We start from the raw sequence: 17369 nt of genomic DNA, 5'->3' as shown, positions 1-17369 counted from the left end.
GGGGCCGACGCTCCGGGGAGAGGCGGTCGACGCCGCGCTGCGCACGGACTCCTCCACCCTAGGGCCGGTCGCGCTGATCGGGTGAGCGCGCTCACGCTGAGGTAGGATCCCCAGATCGCGGGCCCAGGTCCGCACCGCGGGTGCCCCGCCCGCCCGAGTCGGCGTCCCTGAGCGCGAGACCGCGCCGTGCGCCGCACCCGCCCCGAGACCTTCCCCCACCTCCGACCCCGGGAGTCCCTCATGACCCAGGAAACCGGCGCCGGCTCCGGCGCACCCGGCGATCCCACCCTCACCGCCCCCGACGGCGACGGCTCGTCCCCGGGCCAGGGCACCGAGCTCAAGAAGGCCATCACCCCCGGCCTGCTGCTGCTGTTCATCGTCGGCGACATCCTCGGCACCGGCGTCTACGCGCTGACCGGCCAGGTCGCCGGCCAGGTGGGCGGCGCGGGATGGCTGCCGGTGATCCTCGCGTTCGTGGTCGCGATGATGACGGCGCTGTCCTATGTGGAGATGGTGACGAAGTACCCGCAGGCCGCGGGCGCCGCGCTGTACGTCCACAAGGCCTTCGGCATCCACTTCGTCACCTTCATGGTGACCTTCGCGGTGCTGTCCTCGGGCATCACCTCGGCCTCGAACAGCGCGATCTTCCTCGCGGAGAACGTGCTGGCCGTCTTCCACCTCGAGGACACCCTCGGGGCCGCCGGCTCCCATCACGTCGCCGTGATCATCGCGCTCGTCTTCATCGCCGTGGTGGCCTGCGTGAACTCCTACGGCGTGAGCGAGTCCGTGAAGGCCAACGTGGTGCTCACGCTGATCGAGCTCAGCGGCCTGGCGATGGTGCTGATCATCGGCTTCCTCGCGATCGGTCGCGGCGACGCGGACTTCTCGCGCGTGGTGCTGTTCGAGGCGCCCGAGGACAAGAGCATGTTCATGGCCGTGATCGGTGCGACCGCCCTCGCGTTCTTCTCGATGGTCGGCTTCGAGGACTCGGTGAACATGGCCGAGGAGACCGTGAACCCCTCGAAGAACTTCCCGAAGATGCTGCTGGGCGGCCTGTCGATCACGGGCGTGGTCTACGTGCTGGTCTCCCTCACTGCGGTCGCCGTGGTCCCGATCGGCGAGCTCACCACCGCCACCACGCCGCTGCTGAGCGTGGTCTCGCACGGCGCGCCGAACCTGCCGATGGACACGATCTTCCCGATCATCTCGATCTTCGCGGTCGCCAACACCGTGCTGATCAACATGATGATGGCCTCGCGCCTGCTCTACGGCATGGCCAAGCAGGGCGTGCTCCCGCCGTTCCTGGGGGTCGTGCTCAAGGGGCGCCGCAGCCCCGTGGGAGGCATCGTCTTCTCGACGCTCCTCGCCTTCGCGCTCGTGGTGGTCGTCAGCTACGCCCTGCCGGAGACCATCATCAAGAACCTCGGCGGCACCACGGCGCTGCTGCTGCTGATCGTGTTCTGCCTGGTCAACGTCTCCGTGATCGTGCTCCGCAAGGACCCGGGCGCGAAGGGGCACTTCCGCACCCCCATCGTGGTGGCCGTGATCGGCGGGGTCACCTCGCTGATCCTCGTCACCCCCATCGCCCAGCCCAAGGAGAACTACTACATCGCGGGCGGCCTGCTCGGTGTGGGCCTCGTGCTGTACGTGATCACCTACCTGTACAACTCCGCGATCAAGGGCCGGCGCACGCGCTTCCACGACCAGGACGAGATCGGCCGCGAGTGAGCGGCCGGGTGCCTGGTCACGGCGCCCGTCGAGACCTCGAGATCCCGATCCTCCCCGAGCAACCTGAGCAATCCGAGCCACCCCGAGACACCTGGAGTCGACGATGAAGATCCTGCTCGGCTACGTGCCCAGCCCCACCAGCGAAGCCGCCCTCGAGTACGCATTGGAGGAGGCGAGGACCAAGGACGCCACGCTCGTGGTGCTCGCCTCCGAGCGCAGCGACGATCCCCGCAAGAACGCGGGCGACGCCGGGCGCGAGCCCCTCCACGAGCGGCTCGAGGCCAGCGGCGTGCACTTCGAGCTGCGGGTCGTGCCGCGGCGCGACGACGCGGCCGACGACATCCTGCAGACCATCGACAACGAGAAGATCGACCAGGTCGTGCTGGGGGTGCGCCGCCGCACCCCCATCGGCAAGATGCTGCTGGGGTCCACCGCGCAGCGCGTGATCATGGAGGCTCCGTGCCCCGTGGTGTGCGTGAAGCCGAAGACGCGGGGGCGCTGAGGGGACGAGCTCAGCACCCATCCGGGCTAGCACTCACCCCGTCCGCACCACGATCTCGCGCATGGCCCGTGCGGCATCCTCGGCACTGCCCTCGCTGATCGCGCGGGCGACCTGCAGATGCAGGTCCACGTCGTGCGGTTCGGGCGGCAGATCAGCGCGCTCCACGAGCGCCCTCTCGCGCAGGCTCTCCTCGATCACCATGCGCAGCCGCGCGAACATCGCGTTGTCGCAGAGTGCAAGGACCGCGGCGTGCAGGGCGCTGTCGACGGCGAGGAACGAGTCCGGGCCGTCGGCCCCGGGGACCGCGCCGACGCCCGCCCACTGACGCATCTGCGCGGCCGCGCCCTCGAGCGCACGGAGGCTCACTCCCGTGGCCTCACCGGCGGCGACCCGCCTCGCCGCCGCGGCGGCGGCTTCCGGCTCCACTGCGCGGCGCAGGGCGCGCAGCTCGGCGATCTGCGTCGTCCGTTCAGGTCCGGCGAGGCGCCAGCGGATCACGAGCGGATCCAGCACATCCCAGTGCTCGTGGCCGCGCACCCGCAGGCCCACGCGCCGCCCGGCGCTGAGCATGCCCAGGGCGGTCAGCACGCGCGTGGCCTCGCGGACCACGCTGCGCGAGGCGCCCGTGCGCCCGACCAGGCCCTCGACGGTGTCCGCGTGCCCCGCGGGCAGGTCGCCGCGGACGATCGCCGTTCCCAGCTCGTCGAGCGCCCGGTCGAAGCGCGTCGGATGCGCGCCGGTCCGGTCGTCGTGCCCGCGCGCCGGCGGCAGCCCGTCGTGCCCGCTCACGCCTGCGAGACCGGCGAGACGACGAGCTCGTCCACGCGCATGTGCGCCGGGGCGTCGAGCACGAAGCAGGCGGCGTGCGCCACGTCCTCGGGGCTGAGCATCACGGCGCGGGCCGCGGCGTCGGGCACCTCGGGGCGCTGGTCGAGGAAGTCGGTCGCGACGTCGCCCGGGCACAGGTGGCACGCGCGCACGCCGTGACCCGCCTCCTGCTGATTCAGGGTGCGCACCAGGGAGCCGAGCGCCGTCTTGGACGCCGAGTAGGCGACGCCGGCCCCCGGCTGGAAGCTCCAGCCCGCGAACGATGAGATGACGACGGCGACGCCGCCGCTCGTGCGCAGGTGGGGGAGGGCGGCGTCCAGCGCACTCGCCACGGCGGTCAGGTTCGTGGCCACGACCTGGTCGAACTCGCCGAGGTCCTGATCCTCCCAGCGCCTGTGCGGCGCGTTGAGACCGGCCGCGAGCACGAGCCCGTCGAGCCGTCCGAAGCGGCCGGTGACCTGCTCGACCGCCTCCCGCACGGCCTCGCGGTCCTGGACGTCGAGCGGGAGGGCCAGCCCGGTCCCGCCGACGTCCTCGATCGCGCGGACCGTCTCCTCGAGAGCAGCCGCCCGACGGCCGCTCACGGCCACGTCCCACCCTGCGCGGGCGGCGGCGATCGCGCTCGCGCGACCCATGCCGCTGCCGCCGCCGGTCACCCAGAGGACCCGGCCCGCGGGCGCGTCGGCCGCTCGGGACTGCGGGGTGTCGTGCGTGGTCATGGCGTCCTCCGGAGGGTCGTCGTGCGCGCGGCGAGCGGAGTGCCGTGCGCGTCGCTCTGAATAGTATGCTTTTTCTACACGGCGTTGGACACCGGGCAGAGAGCGTCGACGCACACCACCGAGGCGTCGGCGCTCAGCACCGGGGACTCGACGCGCACCACCGAGGAGGAGCGAGCGATGGAGCTGGATCTCAAGGACCGCGTCGTGGTCGTCACGGGCGCCGCACGCGGCATCGGCGCGGTGATCGCCGGGCGCTTCGCCGCGGAGGGCGCGCGCGTGGTCGCCCTGGACCTCGCCTTCCCCGAGGACGCATCCGACGGTGCCGCGGATCCGGCTCCGCCGAGCGCCCCGTCGGCCCCTGCGATCACCCGTGTCACCTGCAACGTGGCCGACCCGGAGTCGGTCTCCGCCGCGGTCTCGGAGATCGTCGAGCGCCATGGCACGATCGACGTGCTCGTGAACAACGCGGGCATCAACGTCGAGGGGTCCGTCGCCGACCTCGAGTGGGAGCGCTGGCGCGCGTGCTTCGACGTGAACATGGGCGGCGTGTTCCTCATGAGCCGGGCCGTCGCCCCGGTCATGCAGGAGGCCGGCCGCGGGCGGATCCTCAACGCGGCGTCGTTCGCGGCCATCGTGCCGAGCGTCGGCAGCGCCGCCTACGCGGCCTCGAAGGCGGCGGTCGTCCAGTTCACGCGGGTGCTCGCGTCCGAGCTCGGTCCGTGGGACATCACGGTGAACGCCTATGCGCCGGGCATGGTCCCCACCGCGATGAACGGCTTCGCCGAGATGCCCCAGGACGCCCAGGACCGCCTCCTGGACACGCTCTCGCTGCGGCGCTGGGAGAGGCCGGACGACGTCGCGAACCTGCTGATCTTCCTCGCGAGCGACGCCGCGGGCTACATCACCGGCACGCTGCTGGACGTCTCCGGCGGCAAGCTCGCCACCCAGATCCCGGCCCGCGCCTACGGGCGCTGATCCGAGGGCTCCTCCGCATCCCCACCGAACACGTCGGGGACCCCGTCGGCGTCCGCGTCGGCCGCCTCGCGCTCGGCGACCTGTTTGTAGTGCCGGTCCCGGGGCAGCAGGATCACCGCGCCCACCACGGCGGCGAGCACCGAGGCGGTGAGCACTCCGACCTTCGCGTGGTCGTGCATGGGGTCGGACGCCTCGAAGCTGAGCTCCGAGACGAGCAGCGAGACGGTGAAGCCGATGCCCGCGAGGGCGGCCATGCCCACGAGGTCCATCCAGCGCACATCGGGATCGAGGTTCGCGCGCTGCAGACGCGTGACCAGGAACGTCGAGCCGACGATGCCGAGGATCTTGCCGCACACGAGCCCCACGACCACGCCGATCGCGACGCTCGACTCCCAGGCCTCGAGGAGTCCGCTGGCGCCGCCCACGGCCACGCCCGCGCTGAAGAACGCGAACACGGGCACGGCGATCCCGCTGCTCAGCGGCCGGAAGCGGTGCTCGAAGGTCTCGGCCAGCGAGTACTGCGCGCCCAGGCGGGTGCGCGAGCGCACCGGCACCATGAAGGCGAGGACCACGCCGGCGATCGTCGCGTGCACGCCCGAGTTCAGGAACAGCGCCCAGGTGATCGCCCCGAGCGGCAGCAGCAGGAACCATGCCGCGCCGTAGGAGATCCGGAACAGGGACTCGGCGCGCGTGGCCAGCAGACGGTACGCGGCGATCGGCACGATCGCGAGCACCAGGTAGAGCAGGTGCAGGTCGCTCGAGTAGAAGATCGCGATGATGAGGATCGCGATGAGGTCGTCGACGATCGCGAGGGTCAGCAGGAAGGTGCGCACGGCGCTGGGCAGGTGCGAGCCCAGCAGGGCGAGCACGGCGAGGGCGAAGGCGATGTCCGTCGCGGCGGGGATCGCCCAGCCCGTGAGCGCCCCCGGCGGACCGAAGACGTTGATGACCGTGAAGATGACGGCGGGCACGGCGACGCCGCCGGCCGCGGCGACGACGGGCACCAGCGCCTTCCCCGGTGAGCGCAGGTCGCCCACCGTGAACTCCATCTTGAGCTCGAGGCCCGCGAGGAAGAAGAAGATCGCGAGCAGTCCGTCGGCCGCCCAGTGCCCGATGCTGAGGTTCAGGTGGAAGCTGCCCACGTCGAAGCCCAGATGCGCATCGCGCACCCCGAAGTACGCGGGGGCGAGCGGAGAGTTCGCGAGCACGAGGGCGAGCACGGTCGCCCCCAGAAGCACGAATCCGCCGGTGGTCTCCTGCGTGAGGATCCGCTCGATGCGCAGGTGCTCGCGGTAGGTGCCGCGCTCGAGGATCCTTCGGCGTCGTCGGGACTCGTGCTCGGTGCGTCGTCGACTGGTCATGATGCGGCTCTCCTCGGGTGTGGGGGTGCCGGGGTCTCAGGGCTCATCGGGCCGGGGCGGGGAGTCGAAGGCCCCTGCGGGCTTCCGGCTGCGGCCGACGGGCGGCACGGCGGGGCGCGTGCCGCGCACGTCGGGGTCGAGATGCGCGAGCGCCGCGCCGACCTCGCCGTCGGTCGTCACGAACAGCATGACGATGCGGCCCAGCAGCAGCAGGGTGAGGGCGAGCCCGATGGCCTTCAGCCACAGGGGCTGGGCGATGAACAGCAGCATCATCGCGATCAGCGTGGGCGCGAGGTACATGACGGCGCGCTGCACGTAGCCGCCGAAGCTGGGCATCTTCACGCCCGAGGTCTCGGCGAGCGACTTCACCATGAAGTTCGGGCCGTTGCCGATGTAGGTCATCGCTCCGCAGAGCACGGCGCCCAGCGAGATCGCCATCAGGTACAGCTCGGGGACGTCGGCCACGCGCGGCTCGCCCGGCAGCTGCGAGGCCATCTCGAAGAAGGTCGCGTAGGTGGGGGCGTTGTCCAGGACGGAGCTCAGACCGCCCGTGAACACGAACAGCGTGATCTCGTTCAGAGGGAGCGACGGGGCGGCGGAGCGCAGCACAGCGAGCGCCGGGATCATGGTGAGGAAGATGCCGACGAAGAGCGCCGCGACCTCTTGGATGGGCCCGAACTCGAACTCGTTCTCGTCGTAGCGGATGCTGCGGCTGCCCAGGAACAGCGAGCACAGGGCCGCGCCGATCATGACGATCTCCCGCCAGGGCACGTACTGGGTCCACGTCGCATCGCCCTCGACGATCGCGTCGGGATCCAGCGAGGGGATGAGCGCGACCGCGAGGATGATGATCGCGAACCAGATGGCGTTGCTCGCGCCCACGAGCTTCAGCGGGATCACGTTCACGGTGTCCGCGTAGACGTCCTCCTTCGCCTCGTGCGCGATGATCCGGCGGTCCAGTGCCCAGTACGTCAGCAGCAGCAGGGCGTTGACGAACAGCCACATCGGCAGCAGGTGGAAGGTCCAGGTGAACGGCACGCCGCGCAGCATCCCCAGGAACAGCGGCGGGTCGCCGAGCGGGGTGAGCAGGCCGCCGCAGTTGGCGACGATGAAGATCGCGAAGACGACGGTGTGCGCCTTGTGCCGACGTTCGAGGTTCGTGTTCAGCAGCGGGCGGATCAGCAGCATGGCGGCGCCCGTGGTGCCGATGAAGCTCGCGAGCACCCCGCCGATCGCGAGGAAGATCGTGTTCACGCGCGGCGTCGCCGCGATGTCGCCGCGCAGGAAGAAGCCGCCGGAGACGATGAACAGGGCGAGGAGGAGCGCGATGAACTGCCCGTACTCCACGAGCGCGTCGACGACCAGGTGCCACTCGCCCACGGCGATCACGCCGATCGCGACGGGCAGGCCCAGCAGGAGGGCGTAGATCAGCTGGTTGCGCGGGCGGTCCCAGAGCTTCGAGAGCGAGGGGACGAGCGGTGCGATCGCGATCGCCGCGAGCATCAGCACGAACGGGGCGATCGTCCAGGCCGGGAATGTCATCGGGCCTCCAGGGCAGGACGGGGTCGGGGATCAGGGCACTCTATGCCCCGATGCCGACCAGACTTCCCGGCTCACCGCAGTCCATGGTGCCACGGGGCTCGAGGCCCCGGAGAGGCGTCCGGGAGATGGGAAGGCGCGGATGCGGGCGAGCCGCGCCGGTGCTCAGGAGGCCGCGAGCGCCCCCGCGACGTTCCGCAGGAACCGCTCGCACCACTCGAGCTGGGTGATCTCCACGAACTCGTCGGTGCCATGGGCCTGGGCGATGTCGCCGGGCCCCACGACCACGGCGGCCATGCCCGCGTGCTCGTAGATGCCCGCCTCGGTGCCGTAGGTGACCTTCTTCTCCGTGCGCTCGGCGCCGAGGGCCACGGCCGCGCGGGCCGCCGGGCCGTCGGCCGAGCCGTCGAGTCCGTAGAGCAGGGAGACGACGTCGAGCTGCGCGCCGACCCGCTGGGCGGCGGCGGGGTCCGAGGGATCAGCGGGGGCGTCGGCCTTCATCTGCTGATCGAGGCGGTCGATCTCCTCCTGGATGCGGGCGACGATCGGCTCGACGTCGACCTGCGGGAGGGCGCGGAACTCGAACTTCAGATGGACGTCCTGGGGGACGGTGTTGGTGGCGATGCCGCCGTCGAAGAGGTTCACGCCGCCCGTGGTCCAGGCGACGGGGAAGGCGGGATCGTGCGGGCCGTTCTCGCGCAGGTCGTCGATGATCTCGCGGTGGAACCAGTCCACGAATCGCGCGGCGTAGCGGATCGCGTTCAGGCCGTGGGGGAGCAGGCTCGAGTGTGCGGCGACGCCGTGGAAATCGGCATGCAGCACGTTCATCGACTTGTGGGCGGGCACGGCCCGCATGGACGTCGGCTCGCCCACGAAGGCGACCGCGGGCCGGATCCCGAGCTCCTCGAGCTGGGTGACGAGCGCGCGGGCGCCGTTGCAGGTGGTCTCCTCCTCCCAGGTCGCCGCGATGTGCACGGGCACGGTGCGCCGGGCGGCCGCGAACTCGGGGGCGAGCGCCGTCGCGATCGCGAGGTAGGACTTCATGTCCGCGGTGCCGCGGCCGTAGAGCCGTCCGTCGCGCTCGGTGGGCGTGAAGGGGTCCGATGCCCAGTCCTGGCCCGTCACCGGCACGCAGTCCGCGTGCCCGGCGAGCAGGACGCCGCGGCGCGTCGGGTCCTCGGGGTCGACGAAGAGAGCGTCGGCGCTGGGATCGTCGGCGCTGGGATCGCCCTCCTCGTTCGCAGGGAAGGTCGCCACGAGGTTCGCGTTCCTCCCGTCGCCCCTGGGCAGCACGTGCACCTCGGCGCCGGCCTCCCGCAGCGCCCGCTCCATGAGCTCGATCGCGGGCAGGTTGCCGGTGTCCGAGGTGGTGTCGAGCGCGAGGAGGGCCTCGACGAACTCGCGAGCGGTCGACGGCAGGGTCGGATCAGGGGTCGGAACAGCGGAAGACGAGGTCATGGGCCCACTGTACGGGCGATGGCCCGGGCGGCGCGGGGCCCGATGACCGGATGAGTCCGGGCGTGTCCGCCCGCAATGTCCGGTGAACACAATCGTAAGAAGCTGTGCATTCTGGCATGTGTCTGGTAGGCCACATACGCTGAGGCGTCGGCCGAATCCGAGTGCGGGGGCGAGTCCCGTGCGTCATCGTCGATCGGAGAAACGTGAACACGTCATCCGCAGCCCCGTTCAAGCACCCGGACGAACCTCCCACGACGACGACGGGAGGGACCCCGTTCGCGGATCTCCCGCCTCGCAAGACCATCAAGGAAGCGGTCGCGGCCTCGGCGATGGGCAACGCCACCGAGTGGTACGACTACGGCGTCTACGCCGTGGTCGCCACCTACATCGCCTCGCACTTCTTCCCCGAGGGCTCCGCGGCCCAGTTCTGGACCTACGCGTTCCTCGCGATCTCCTTCATCGCCCGCCCCTTCGGCGGCTTCATCTGGGGGCCGCTCGGCGACCGTCTGGGCAGGAAGCACGTCCTCGCCCTCACGATCATCATCATGTCCCTGGCCACGACCCTCATCGGCGTGCTCCCCACCTACGAGCAGGTGGGCATCCTCGCGCCGATCCTGCTCGCGGTGCTGCGCATCGTGCAGGGCTTCTCGACGGGCGGCGAGTACGGCGGCGCGGCCACGTTCATGGCCGAGTACGCGCCGGACAAGCGTCGCGGCCGCTACGGCAGCTTCCTCGAGTTCGGCACGCTCGGCGGCTTCGCGCTCGGCACCATCGTGGTGCTGATCCTGCAGCTCATCCTCTCCGAGGACGCCATGGCCTCGTGGGGCTGGCGCCTGCCGTTCTTCCTCGCGCTGCCGATGGGTCTGATCGGCCTGTACCTGCGGTCGCGCCTGGACGAGACCCCGGTCTTCCAGGACCTCGAGCACGAGGGCGAGGCGCAGCAGTCCGCCGTCCACGGGTTCGTCAGCCTGATCCGCGACTACTGGAAGCCGATCCTCACGATGGCGGGCCTCGTGATCCCGCTGAACATCGCGAACTACACCCTGCTCACGTACATGCCGGGCTACCTCGAGACCAAGATCAACATGTCGGCGAACCAATCGCTGGCGACGATCCTCATCGGCGAGGTCATCATGATGGCGCTGCTGCCGTTCTGCGGCGGTCTCTCCGACGTCATCGGCCGCAAGAAGATGTGGTGGACATCGATGATCGGCCTGTTCGTCATGGCCCTTCCGATGTACTACCTCATGGGCCAGGGCTTCGTGTGGGCGATCATCGCCTTCGCGGTGCTGGGCCTGCTGTACATCCCGCAGCTCTCGACGATCTCCGCGACGTTCCCCGCGATGTTCCCGGCCCACGTGCGCTTCGCGGGCTTCGCGGTGACGTACAACGTCTTCACGTCGGTCTTCGGCGGCACCGCCGCGCCGATCAACGAGGCCGTGGTGAGCGCGACCGGGTTCCTCGAGTTCCCGGCCGTGTACGTCATGTTCGGCTGCCTCTTCGGCATCGTCGCCCTGTTCTTCCTCAAGGAGACCGCGGGCGCCTCGCTGGTGGGCACCGACGTCCCCGAATCCCAGCGCGAGGACTACGGCGTCGAGGCGATCACCGCCGAGACCCAGGCCCTCGACGACTGCGGCCGCTGACCGCGAGCGGACCGAGGCACGGCAGGTCTGACAGGATCGAGCCATGACCTCGCCCTCCGCGGCCTCCAGCGCCCGTGCGGCCGACGCCGCAGCATCCGCATCCGCCCCGAGCACCGAGACCAGGAGGACGCCGAGCACCCGGCGCTTCCGACAGGTCGACGTGTTCGGGGCGGATGCGTTCGCCGGCAATCCCCTCGCCGTCGTCGTCGATGCCGACGGTCTGAGCGATGAGCAGATGCAGCGCATCGCGTCCTGGACGAACCTCTCCGAGACATCGTTCCTGCTCGCCCCCACCCGACCCGGCGCCGACTACCGCGTCCGCATCTTCACCCCCTCGACCGAGCTCGACTTCGCCGGCCACCCGACCCTCGGCAGCGCCTTCGCCTGGCTCGCTGCTCAGGCGGACGGCGGGGAGGCGACGGGCTCGGCCGACGAGCGCATCCTCGTGCAGGAATGCCGTGCGGGACTCGTCGAGGTGCGGGTGGACGGCGACGACCTCGCCTTCGCCGCCCCGCCCCTCGTGCGCAGCGGACCGATGGACGCCGACCACCTCGCGGACGCCGCCGCGGCGCTCGGCATCGACCCCGCGGACGTCCTCGATCACGCCTGGGTCGACAACGGCGCCGGCTGGTGCGTGCTCGAGCTCGCTTCGGCGCAGGACGTGCTCGACCTCGAGCCCGATCTCGCGGTGATCCCGGGGCGCAAGATCGGCGCGCTCGGTGCTGTCGGGGCGACAGCGGACGCCCCGACCACGGGCGCCGACGGGCCCGCCTACGAGGTCCGCGGCTTCGTCGCGCCCGATCCCGTCTCCGGCACGCCCGGCTACGAGGACCCCGTGACCGGCAGCCTCAACGCCGGCATCGCGCAGTGGATGCTCGAGCGGGGACGGTTCGCCCCGCCGTGGACGGTCCGGCAGGGCACCCGGCTGGGACGCCACGGCCGCGTGCTCGTCGACGTCGACGCCGAGGGGACGATCTGGATCGGCGGGACGGTGAGGACCGGCATCCAGGGCGAGATCCTCGTCTGAGGCCCGGTTCCGTGGGCCCGGTGGACCCGGTGGGCCGGCAGCACCTATTCGGCGAGGACGGATCTGCATTCCGGGCCGGGCCCGAACTGCGCTGATCGGCCGGGTCAGGACGCTTCGCGTCGGGTCAGCCGATCGACGGCGGAGCCGTGTTGGTGCCCGCGAGCCCGTACGCCTCGCCCTCCTCGACGAACAGCCGCAGCCGCTCGTTCAGGTCCAGCCAGCCCGCGTCGTAGCCGGCGGCGACGCCATCGGGGATCTCGCCCATCTGCACGTGGTCGACGGTGACGCGCGTGCCCTCGCCCTCGTCGGCGAAGACGTAGGAGACGGTGCCCCAGCTGGGACCGCCCATCCCCATGTTCCCCGTCCAGGCGTAGGTGCGCTCGTGGTCGATCTCGGTGAGGATGCCCCATGCGGCGCGGTGGGATCCGGAGTGCTCGACGATCGGCGCACCGACCTCGACGGGCATCTCGATCGCGGACCCGGGCTGATCGAGCAGGGTGTAGGGCGCGCCCCACCACTGAGAGGGGTGCTCGCGGAAGGCGCGCCACACGGCCTCCCGGGACGCGGCGATCACGATGGACTGGGTGACGTGCATGGTCGTGAGTGACATGGCGTTCTCCTGGGTGATGCGATGCGGGACGATCCGTCCGGTGAGCGGTGAGCGGTGAGCGGTGAGCGGTGAGCGGTGAGCGGTGAGCGGTGAGCGGTGAGCGGTGAGCGGTGAGCGGTGAGCGGTGAGCGGTGAGCGGTGAGGGGCGTGTGGCCACCGGTGGAGGAGTGCGGGCGGTGTCGAGAGGCGCGGAGCCCGCTCAGCCGGCATCCTGCCCGTCGGGCCCCGCGAGAAGGCCCGAGATCGTGGTGAGCTTGTTCGACCAGCCCAGCTCGATGTCGGCGTCGATGCCATCCGGCAGGGCTCCCACGGCGTCCTGGGTCACGGTCAGGCGCGCAGCGGCCTCCTCAGTGGGTTCGAGGGTGATGCGCACGGTGCCGCTCGCCCCTGGGGCACCGCACACGACGCTCGTCCACTCCAGGAGGGTGCCCTCCTCGCGCCGCACGAGCATGCCCCATGCTGCGGTCCGCTCGGGACCTGGCCCGGAGCGCTCGATCACCGACCCGCCGGCGCGCTCGGGGATCACGAGCTCGACCTCGTCGGCGTCGCCGAGCAGTGCGAACGGCGGGCGCCACCACGAGCGGGTGTCCCGCGTGAGCAGGGACCAGATCCGCTCGCGCGGGGCGCTGATCAGGATCGACTGGTGGACGGAGAGGTGGCGTACCTCGGACATGGCGTTCTCCTCGGCGCTGAGTCGCAGTCGGTGCAGGGAGGTGGCGAGAGAGCGATCCGGCGGAGCGAGCCAGCCGATCGTCGCTTCGTAGAGGGCGGAGCCGTTCAGGGCGTTGATGCGTTCACGGCCGCTGCGGGTCGCGAGCACGAGATCCGCCTCGCGCATCTGCTCCAGATGGCGCAGGGTCGCGAAGCGGCTGGTCGAGAGGCCCTCGTCCTCGAGGGTCTCGTGGATCCGCCCGGTGGGCGCGGGAGCGCCCCGCAGGATCTCGACGATCCGGCGCCGTGCGGGATGGGCGAGGGCGTCCCAGACCGACGTGTGCCGTGCACGGGCATCGGGATCGGCCATCGGGGACCTCCGCCAAGACATGTGCGGAAATCCGCACATGTCGAGCATGCGCTTGCCGGGGTCAGGAGTCAAGGGGAGAGCCGAGGGTCCGGGGGCGAGGTGGAGCCGAGGAACCGGACGGCGAAGGAGAGCCGCAACGCCGAGAGCCGGCCGATCTCGACGACCGACGACCGACGACCGACGACTGACGGCCGACGGACCGAGCACCGAGAGGTGAGTTGTTGCTGCTATTCGGGCTCTATAAGAGCAACAACTCACCTCTCGCCGGCCGATCGCGTGCGCCGATCACGTGCGCCGACCTCGCCCGCCGATCGCGTCGGCCGACGGGGCCGCTCAGCTGGTGCGGCGGCGCCTGCCCGAGCGCTTGGCCGTCTGCTTCACCGGCGGCTCGATCGCGCGCACCAGGCGCTCGTGCCCGGTCTCCTCGAGCTCGGCGATGTCGTCGTTGGCCTTGAGGAAGTCGGAGAACGAGCGGAAGCCCAGCAGCTTCTCGCTGAACGAGGGGTCCATGCGGCGCATGTAGGTCTTCACGAGCGAGCTGTGCAGCCACTCGGTGTCGTCCCGCTCGCCCAGTTGGAGGGCGCGGCCCAGCAGCCTGCTCGCCGCCGCCTGCGCCTCCTCGGGGCTGATGTCGTCGGAGTCGTCGATGTCCAGATCCGCATCGAGAGCAACGAGGTCCGCATCGGAGGAGGCAGCTTCGACCTGGTCCGCGCCGTCAGCAGCATCGCCCCCGCGCTCGGAGCCCTTGTGCTTGCCGCCCTTGCCGCCGTTCCCGGCGGAGCCCTTGGCGCCCTTCGACCCCTTGGCAGCGGAACCGGAGCCGTCGGGCGTCTCGGCGCCGGTGGACCCGGCACCGGGAGCGTCGGACCCGTCGGACCCGTCGGACCCGCTCGACCCGCCCGCGCCGTTCGTTCCGTCCGATCCGTTCCCGCCGTCGACCCCGCCCCGGCCCTTCTTCGTGCCGGAGCCGCCGCGCGCGGAGCGGGACTTCGCCGGCTTCTCGGGCAGCTCGATGCCGGGCAGCGTCTCGTAGGAGTCGAACTGGTCGCAGGCCGCGGCCAGGGACTTCGCGGTCGAGCCGGCCACGCCCACCGCGGCGACGTAGGTGCCCAGGCGCTTGCAGCGCTGGGCGAGCGGGACGTAGTCGCTGTCCCCGGCGACGATCACGACGTGCGTGAGGTCGGGGATCCGGAAGCAGTCCTCGACGGTGTCGACGGCCAGGCGGATGTCCGCGCCGTTCTTCGCGTAGGCGGCGGCCGGGAACAGCTGCACGAGGTCCACGGCGCGCGCGACCAGCTGCGAGCGGTACTCGGCGTTCACGGGCGCCGACCAGTCGGCATACGCCCTGGTCAGCATGATGGAGCCGAAGGATGCGGCGTGGTCGATGAGTGCGCCCACGTCGACCGTGGCCTCGGCGAGGCGCTCGGCGACCTCGGGGTCGGTGGGGTCGGCGGCGATCTTCTGGCGGTCGCGGCTGAAGGAGTGGCGCCCGTGCACGCGGTCGTACCAGGACATGACGATGTTGTCGAAGTCCAGGTAGACGGCGACGCGGGGGTCGGTGGAGTCTGCCATGGGTCCAGTCTGCCCGCTCCGCGCCGCCCGTCATACTCTGGCCCCATGACGACGACGCTCCCGTACGGCACCTGGCCCTCGCCCATCACCGCCCAGCAGCTCGCCACCGGGGGAGCGCGTCTGGGCGGCCCGGTGTTCGTCGGCGAGCAGCTGTGGTGGGTCGAGGGCATCGCCGCCGAGGGAGGGCGGCAGGCGATCGTGCGCACCGCCGATGCCGTCGCCACGCCCACCGGCGCGGGTGGGCGCTCTCCCGTGCCGGTCCCCGAGGACGCCGGGACGGTCACCGTGCTGCCCGCGCCCTTCAACGCGCGCTCCCGCGTGCACGAGTACGGCGGAGGGTCGTGGGCCGCCATCCCGGACGCCCTCGTCGACGAGGACCCCGCCGTCCTCCGCGACCCCCTCGTGCTCTTCGTGAACTTCGATGACCAGCGGGTCTATGCGTTCACCGAGGGCAGCGAGCCGCGTCCCCTGACCCCCGTCGGCCCCGAGGTCGAGTCCGCCCACGGGCCCTCGCTGCGCTGGGCCTGCCCCACCCCGGTGACCCTCGCCGACGGCTCCCGCGAGATCTGGTGGATCTGCGAGGACCACACCGGCGGGGTCGAGGGGCCCCGCGCGGATCCCGACGGCGCCCCGCACATCGAGCGCTTCGTCGCCGCGGTCCCGCTGGACGGCTCGGCCGCCGAGGACCCGGGCGCGATCCGCCGCGTCACCCCCGCCTCCCGCTTCGTCGCCTACCCACGCCTCAGCCCCGACGGCACGCTCGTCGCCTGGATCAGCTGGGAGCACCCGCGCATGCCCTGGGACGGGACGCTCCTGCATGTCGCCCCGCTCATCGGCGGCAGCGCCGGGACCGGCGAGATCGTCGCCGGCGGACCCGGTGGGCCCGGCGGGCCCGTCGGCCCTGACGGTTCCGGCGGGCCCGGCGGCGCGGCCGAGGGGGACCGGGAGATCTCCGTGCTGCAGCCCGAGTGGCTCGACGACGAGCGCCTGATGTTCGTCTCCGACGAGTCCGGCTGGTGGAACCCGCGCGTGTGGTCCGCGGCCGACGGGAGCCGCGCCGTGCTCCCCGCGGACTCGCCCTTCGCGCGGCAGGAGTTCGGCGGCGCCATGTGGGGGCTCGGCACCACGTGGTACGCCGTGCTCGACGCCGATCACGCGCTCGTCGCCCACAGGCACGCCGGCGAGACCCTGGGAGTGCTCACGATCTCCAGCGGGGAGGTCGTCGACCTCGACCTGCCGCTCACCTCGATCGCCGGGATGGACGTGTGCGAGGACGGCGGCCTCGTCCTGCTCGGCGCCTCCCCGGCCCGCTTCTCCGCCATCTATCTCACCCGCATCGAGGGCGGGTTCGCGGCCCCGCACATGGGCGCCCTCCGCCAGGTGCGCTCCTCGCGGGACGACGCCCCCGACCCCGACGTCCTCCCGAGCGCAGAGGAGATCGAGGTGCCGCTGCCCGACGGCGGCACCGTCCACGCGATCTGGTTCGCTCCGCGCCAGAGCGGCATCGAGGGCCCGGCCGACGAGCTCCCGCCCGTCATCGCCCGCGTGCACGGCGGACCCACGTCGGTCGTGCCTCCCGTGCTCAGCCTCCCGGTCGCCTACTACACCTCGCGGGGGATCGGCGTTGTCGAGGTCAACTACGGCGGCTCCACCGGCTACGGGCGCGCCTACCGCGACCGCCTGAAGGGCCAGTGGGGCGTGGTCGACGTCGCCGACACCGTCGCCGTCATGGACCACCTGGTCGCCTCCGGACTGGCCGACGGCCGCCGCCTCGGCATCGAGGGCGGCAGCGCGGGCGGTTGGACCACGCTCGCATGCCTGACCCGCACCAGCACGTTCTCCGCGGGCGTCTCGAGCTTCGGGGTCGCCGAGCTCGAGAACTTCATCCGCGACACCCACGACTTCGAGTCCCGCTACATCGACGGGCTCGTCGGCCCCTACCCCGAGCGGAAGGACCTCTACGCGGAGCGGGCCCCGCTCAGCCACGTCGACGAGCTCGAGTGCCCCGTGCTGCTGCTGCAGGGTGACGAGGACCGCATCGTCCCGCCCAGCCAGTCCGAGATGTTCCGCGACGCGCTCGCCGCCAAGGGCATTCCGCACGCCTACCTGCTGTTCCACGGCGAGCAGCACGGCTTCCGCAAGGCCGAGAGCATCATCCGCGCGACCGAGTCCTCGCTGTCCTTCTACGGACAGGTCTTCGGCTTCACCCCGCCCGGCGTCCCCGTGCTCGAACTCGTGACACGCTGAGAGGGCGGGCCGACGGTGTCCCACACCGCCGGCCCTCCCGATCCCCGCCCGCCCGGCCGACGGCGACGTGCCGCCGTCGTCGACCCGAGGTCCAGGAAAGATCCGCACGCGATGCCCCGGCACCGCACCTCGCACAAGG

The 17369-nt window shown here is 71.5% G+C and carries 14 protein-coding genes and 1 pseudogene; 6 read left to right on the top strand and 9 right to left on the bottom strand.

The annotated features are described in order from the left end of the window. The first annotated feature begins 240 nt into the window (after positions 1–240). Together I8D64_RS13165 and I8D64_RS13160 are read left to right on the top strand one after the other, a co-directional pair. Positions 241–1728, top strand: a complete 1488-nt coding sequence (locus I8D64_RS13165) for an APC family permease (protein WP_200503241.1) — start codon at positions 241–243, stop codon at positions 1726–1728. 103 nt (positions 1729–1831) lie between these two features. Further along, a complete protein-coding gene (locus tag I8D64_RS13160; protein ID WP_200503240.1) occupies positions 1832–2230 on the top strand; it encodes a universal stress protein in 399 nt (132 codons plus the stop codon). A 33-nt stretch (positions 2231–2263) separates the two neighbouring features. Here I8D64_RS13160 and I8D64_RS13155 read toward each other — a convergent pair whose 3' ends face one another. Both I8D64_RS13155 and I8D64_RS13150 read right to left on the bottom strand, forming a co-directional pair. Beyond that, the gene (locus tag I8D64_RS13155) at positions 2264–3019 is read right to left on the bottom strand and encodes an FCD domain-containing protein (RefSeq protein ID WP_200503239.1); all 756 of its coding nucleotides are present in this window, start codon (positions 3017–3019) and stop codon (positions 2264–2266) included. Next, positions 3016–3777, bottom strand: coding sequence for an SDR family oxidoreductase (locus I8D64_RS13150; protein WP_200503238.1), 762 nt, complete (start codon positions 3775–3777; stop codon positions 3016–3018). The genes I8D64_RS13155 and I8D64_RS13150 overlap by 4 nt, the downstream gene beginning before the upstream one ends. Before the next feature lie 177 nt (positions 3778–3954). Between I8D64_RS13150 and I8D64_RS13145 the strand changes: the two genes are divergently transcribed. Beyond that, positions 3955–4752, top strand: a complete 798-nt coding sequence (locus I8D64_RS13145) for an SDR family NAD(P)-dependent oxidoreductase (protein WP_200503237.1) — start codon at positions 3955–3957, stop codon at positions 4750–4752. On the opposite strand, the gene nhaA is transcribed toward I8D64_RS13145, so the two are convergent. The 3 genes from nhaA to I8D64_RS13130 form a co-directional block, all read right to left on the bottom strand. Beyond that, on the bottom strand, positions 4740–6113 hold the full coding sequence (gene nhaA, locus I8D64_RS13140; protein WP_200503236.1) for a Na+/H+ antiporter NhaA: 1374 nt from the start codon (positions 6111–6113) through the stop codon (positions 4740–4742). The two genes, I8D64_RS13145 and nhaA, sit on opposite strands and share 13 nt — an antisense overlap. Positions 6114–6149: 36 nt before the next feature. Beyond that, a complete protein-coding gene (locus I8D64_RS13135) occupies positions 6150–7655 on the bottom strand; it encodes a sodium:proton antiporter (protein ID WP_200503235.1) in 1506 nt (501 codons plus the stop codon). A 162-nt stretch (positions 7656–7817) separates the two neighbouring features. Beyond that, positions 7818–9110 (bottom strand): M20/M25/M40 family metallo-hydrolase, encoded by a 1293-nt coding sequence (locus tag I8D64_RS13130; RefSeq protein WP_200503234.1) that lies wholly within the window; start codon positions 9108–9110, stop codon positions 7818–7820. Between the two features lie 203 nt (positions 9111–9313). Here I8D64_RS13130 and I8D64_RS13125 point away from each other — a divergent pair, with 203 nt between their 5' ends. Further along, entirely contained in the window at positions 9314–10753 is a 1440-nt protein-coding gene (locus tag I8D64_RS13125; protein WP_343068581.1) for an MFS transporter, read from the top strand. 43 nt (positions 10754–10796) lie between these two features. Further along, positions 10797–11780 (top strand): PhzF family phenazine biosynthesis protein, encoded by a 984-nt coding sequence (locus tag I8D64_RS13120; RefSeq protein ID WP_200503233.1) that lies wholly within the window; start codon positions 10797–10799, stop codon positions 11778–11780. A 124-nt stretch (positions 11781–11904) separates the two neighbouring features. On the opposite strand, the gene I8D64_RS13115 is transcribed toward I8D64_RS13120, so the two are convergent. From I8D64_RS13115 to I8D64_RS17445, 4 genes and pseudogenes are all read right to left on the bottom strand, one after another. Continuing rightward, the gene (locus tag I8D64_RS13115; protein ID WP_200503232.1) at positions 11905–12390 is read right to left on the bottom strand and encodes an SRPBCC family protein; all 486 of its coding nucleotides are present in this window, start codon (positions 12388–12390) and stop codon (positions 11905–11907) included. A 199-nt stretch (positions 12391–12589) separates the two neighbouring features. Continuing rightward, a complete protein-coding gene (locus I8D64_RS13110) occupies positions 12590–13411 on the bottom strand; it encodes an SRPBCC domain-containing protein (protein ID WP_200503231.1) in 822 nt (273 codons plus the stop codon). Between the two features lie 333 nt (positions 13412–13744). Further along, a complete protein-coding gene (locus I8D64_RS17450; protein ID WP_228359634.1) occupies positions 13745–13984 on the bottom strand; it encodes an OST-HTH/LOTUS domain-containing protein in 240 nt (79 codons plus the stop codon). A 396-nt stretch (positions 13985–14380) separates the two neighbouring features. Continuing rightward, positions 14381–14983, bottom strand: a pseudogene (locus tag I8D64_RS17445) (NYN domain-containing protein); the annotation flags it as partial. 45 nt (positions 14984–15028) lie between these two features. Between I8D64_RS17445 and I8D64_RS13100 the strand changes: the two are divergent. Then, a complete protein-coding gene (locus I8D64_RS13100; RefSeq protein ID WP_200503230.1) occupies positions 15029–17230 on the top strand; it encodes a S9 family peptidase in 2202 nt (733 codons plus the stop codon). The last annotated feature ends 139 nt before the right edge of the window (positions 17231–17369 follow it).

The organism is Brachybacterium halotolerans, from assembly GCF_016623465.1.
Classification (GTDB): Bacteria; Actinomycetota; Actinomycetes; order Actinomycetales; family Dermabacteraceae; genus Brachybacterium; species Brachybacterium halotolerans.
The sequence above is the reverse complement of the archived record's forward strand: the minus strand, read 5'-3'. Positions and strand labels throughout refer to the sequence as shown.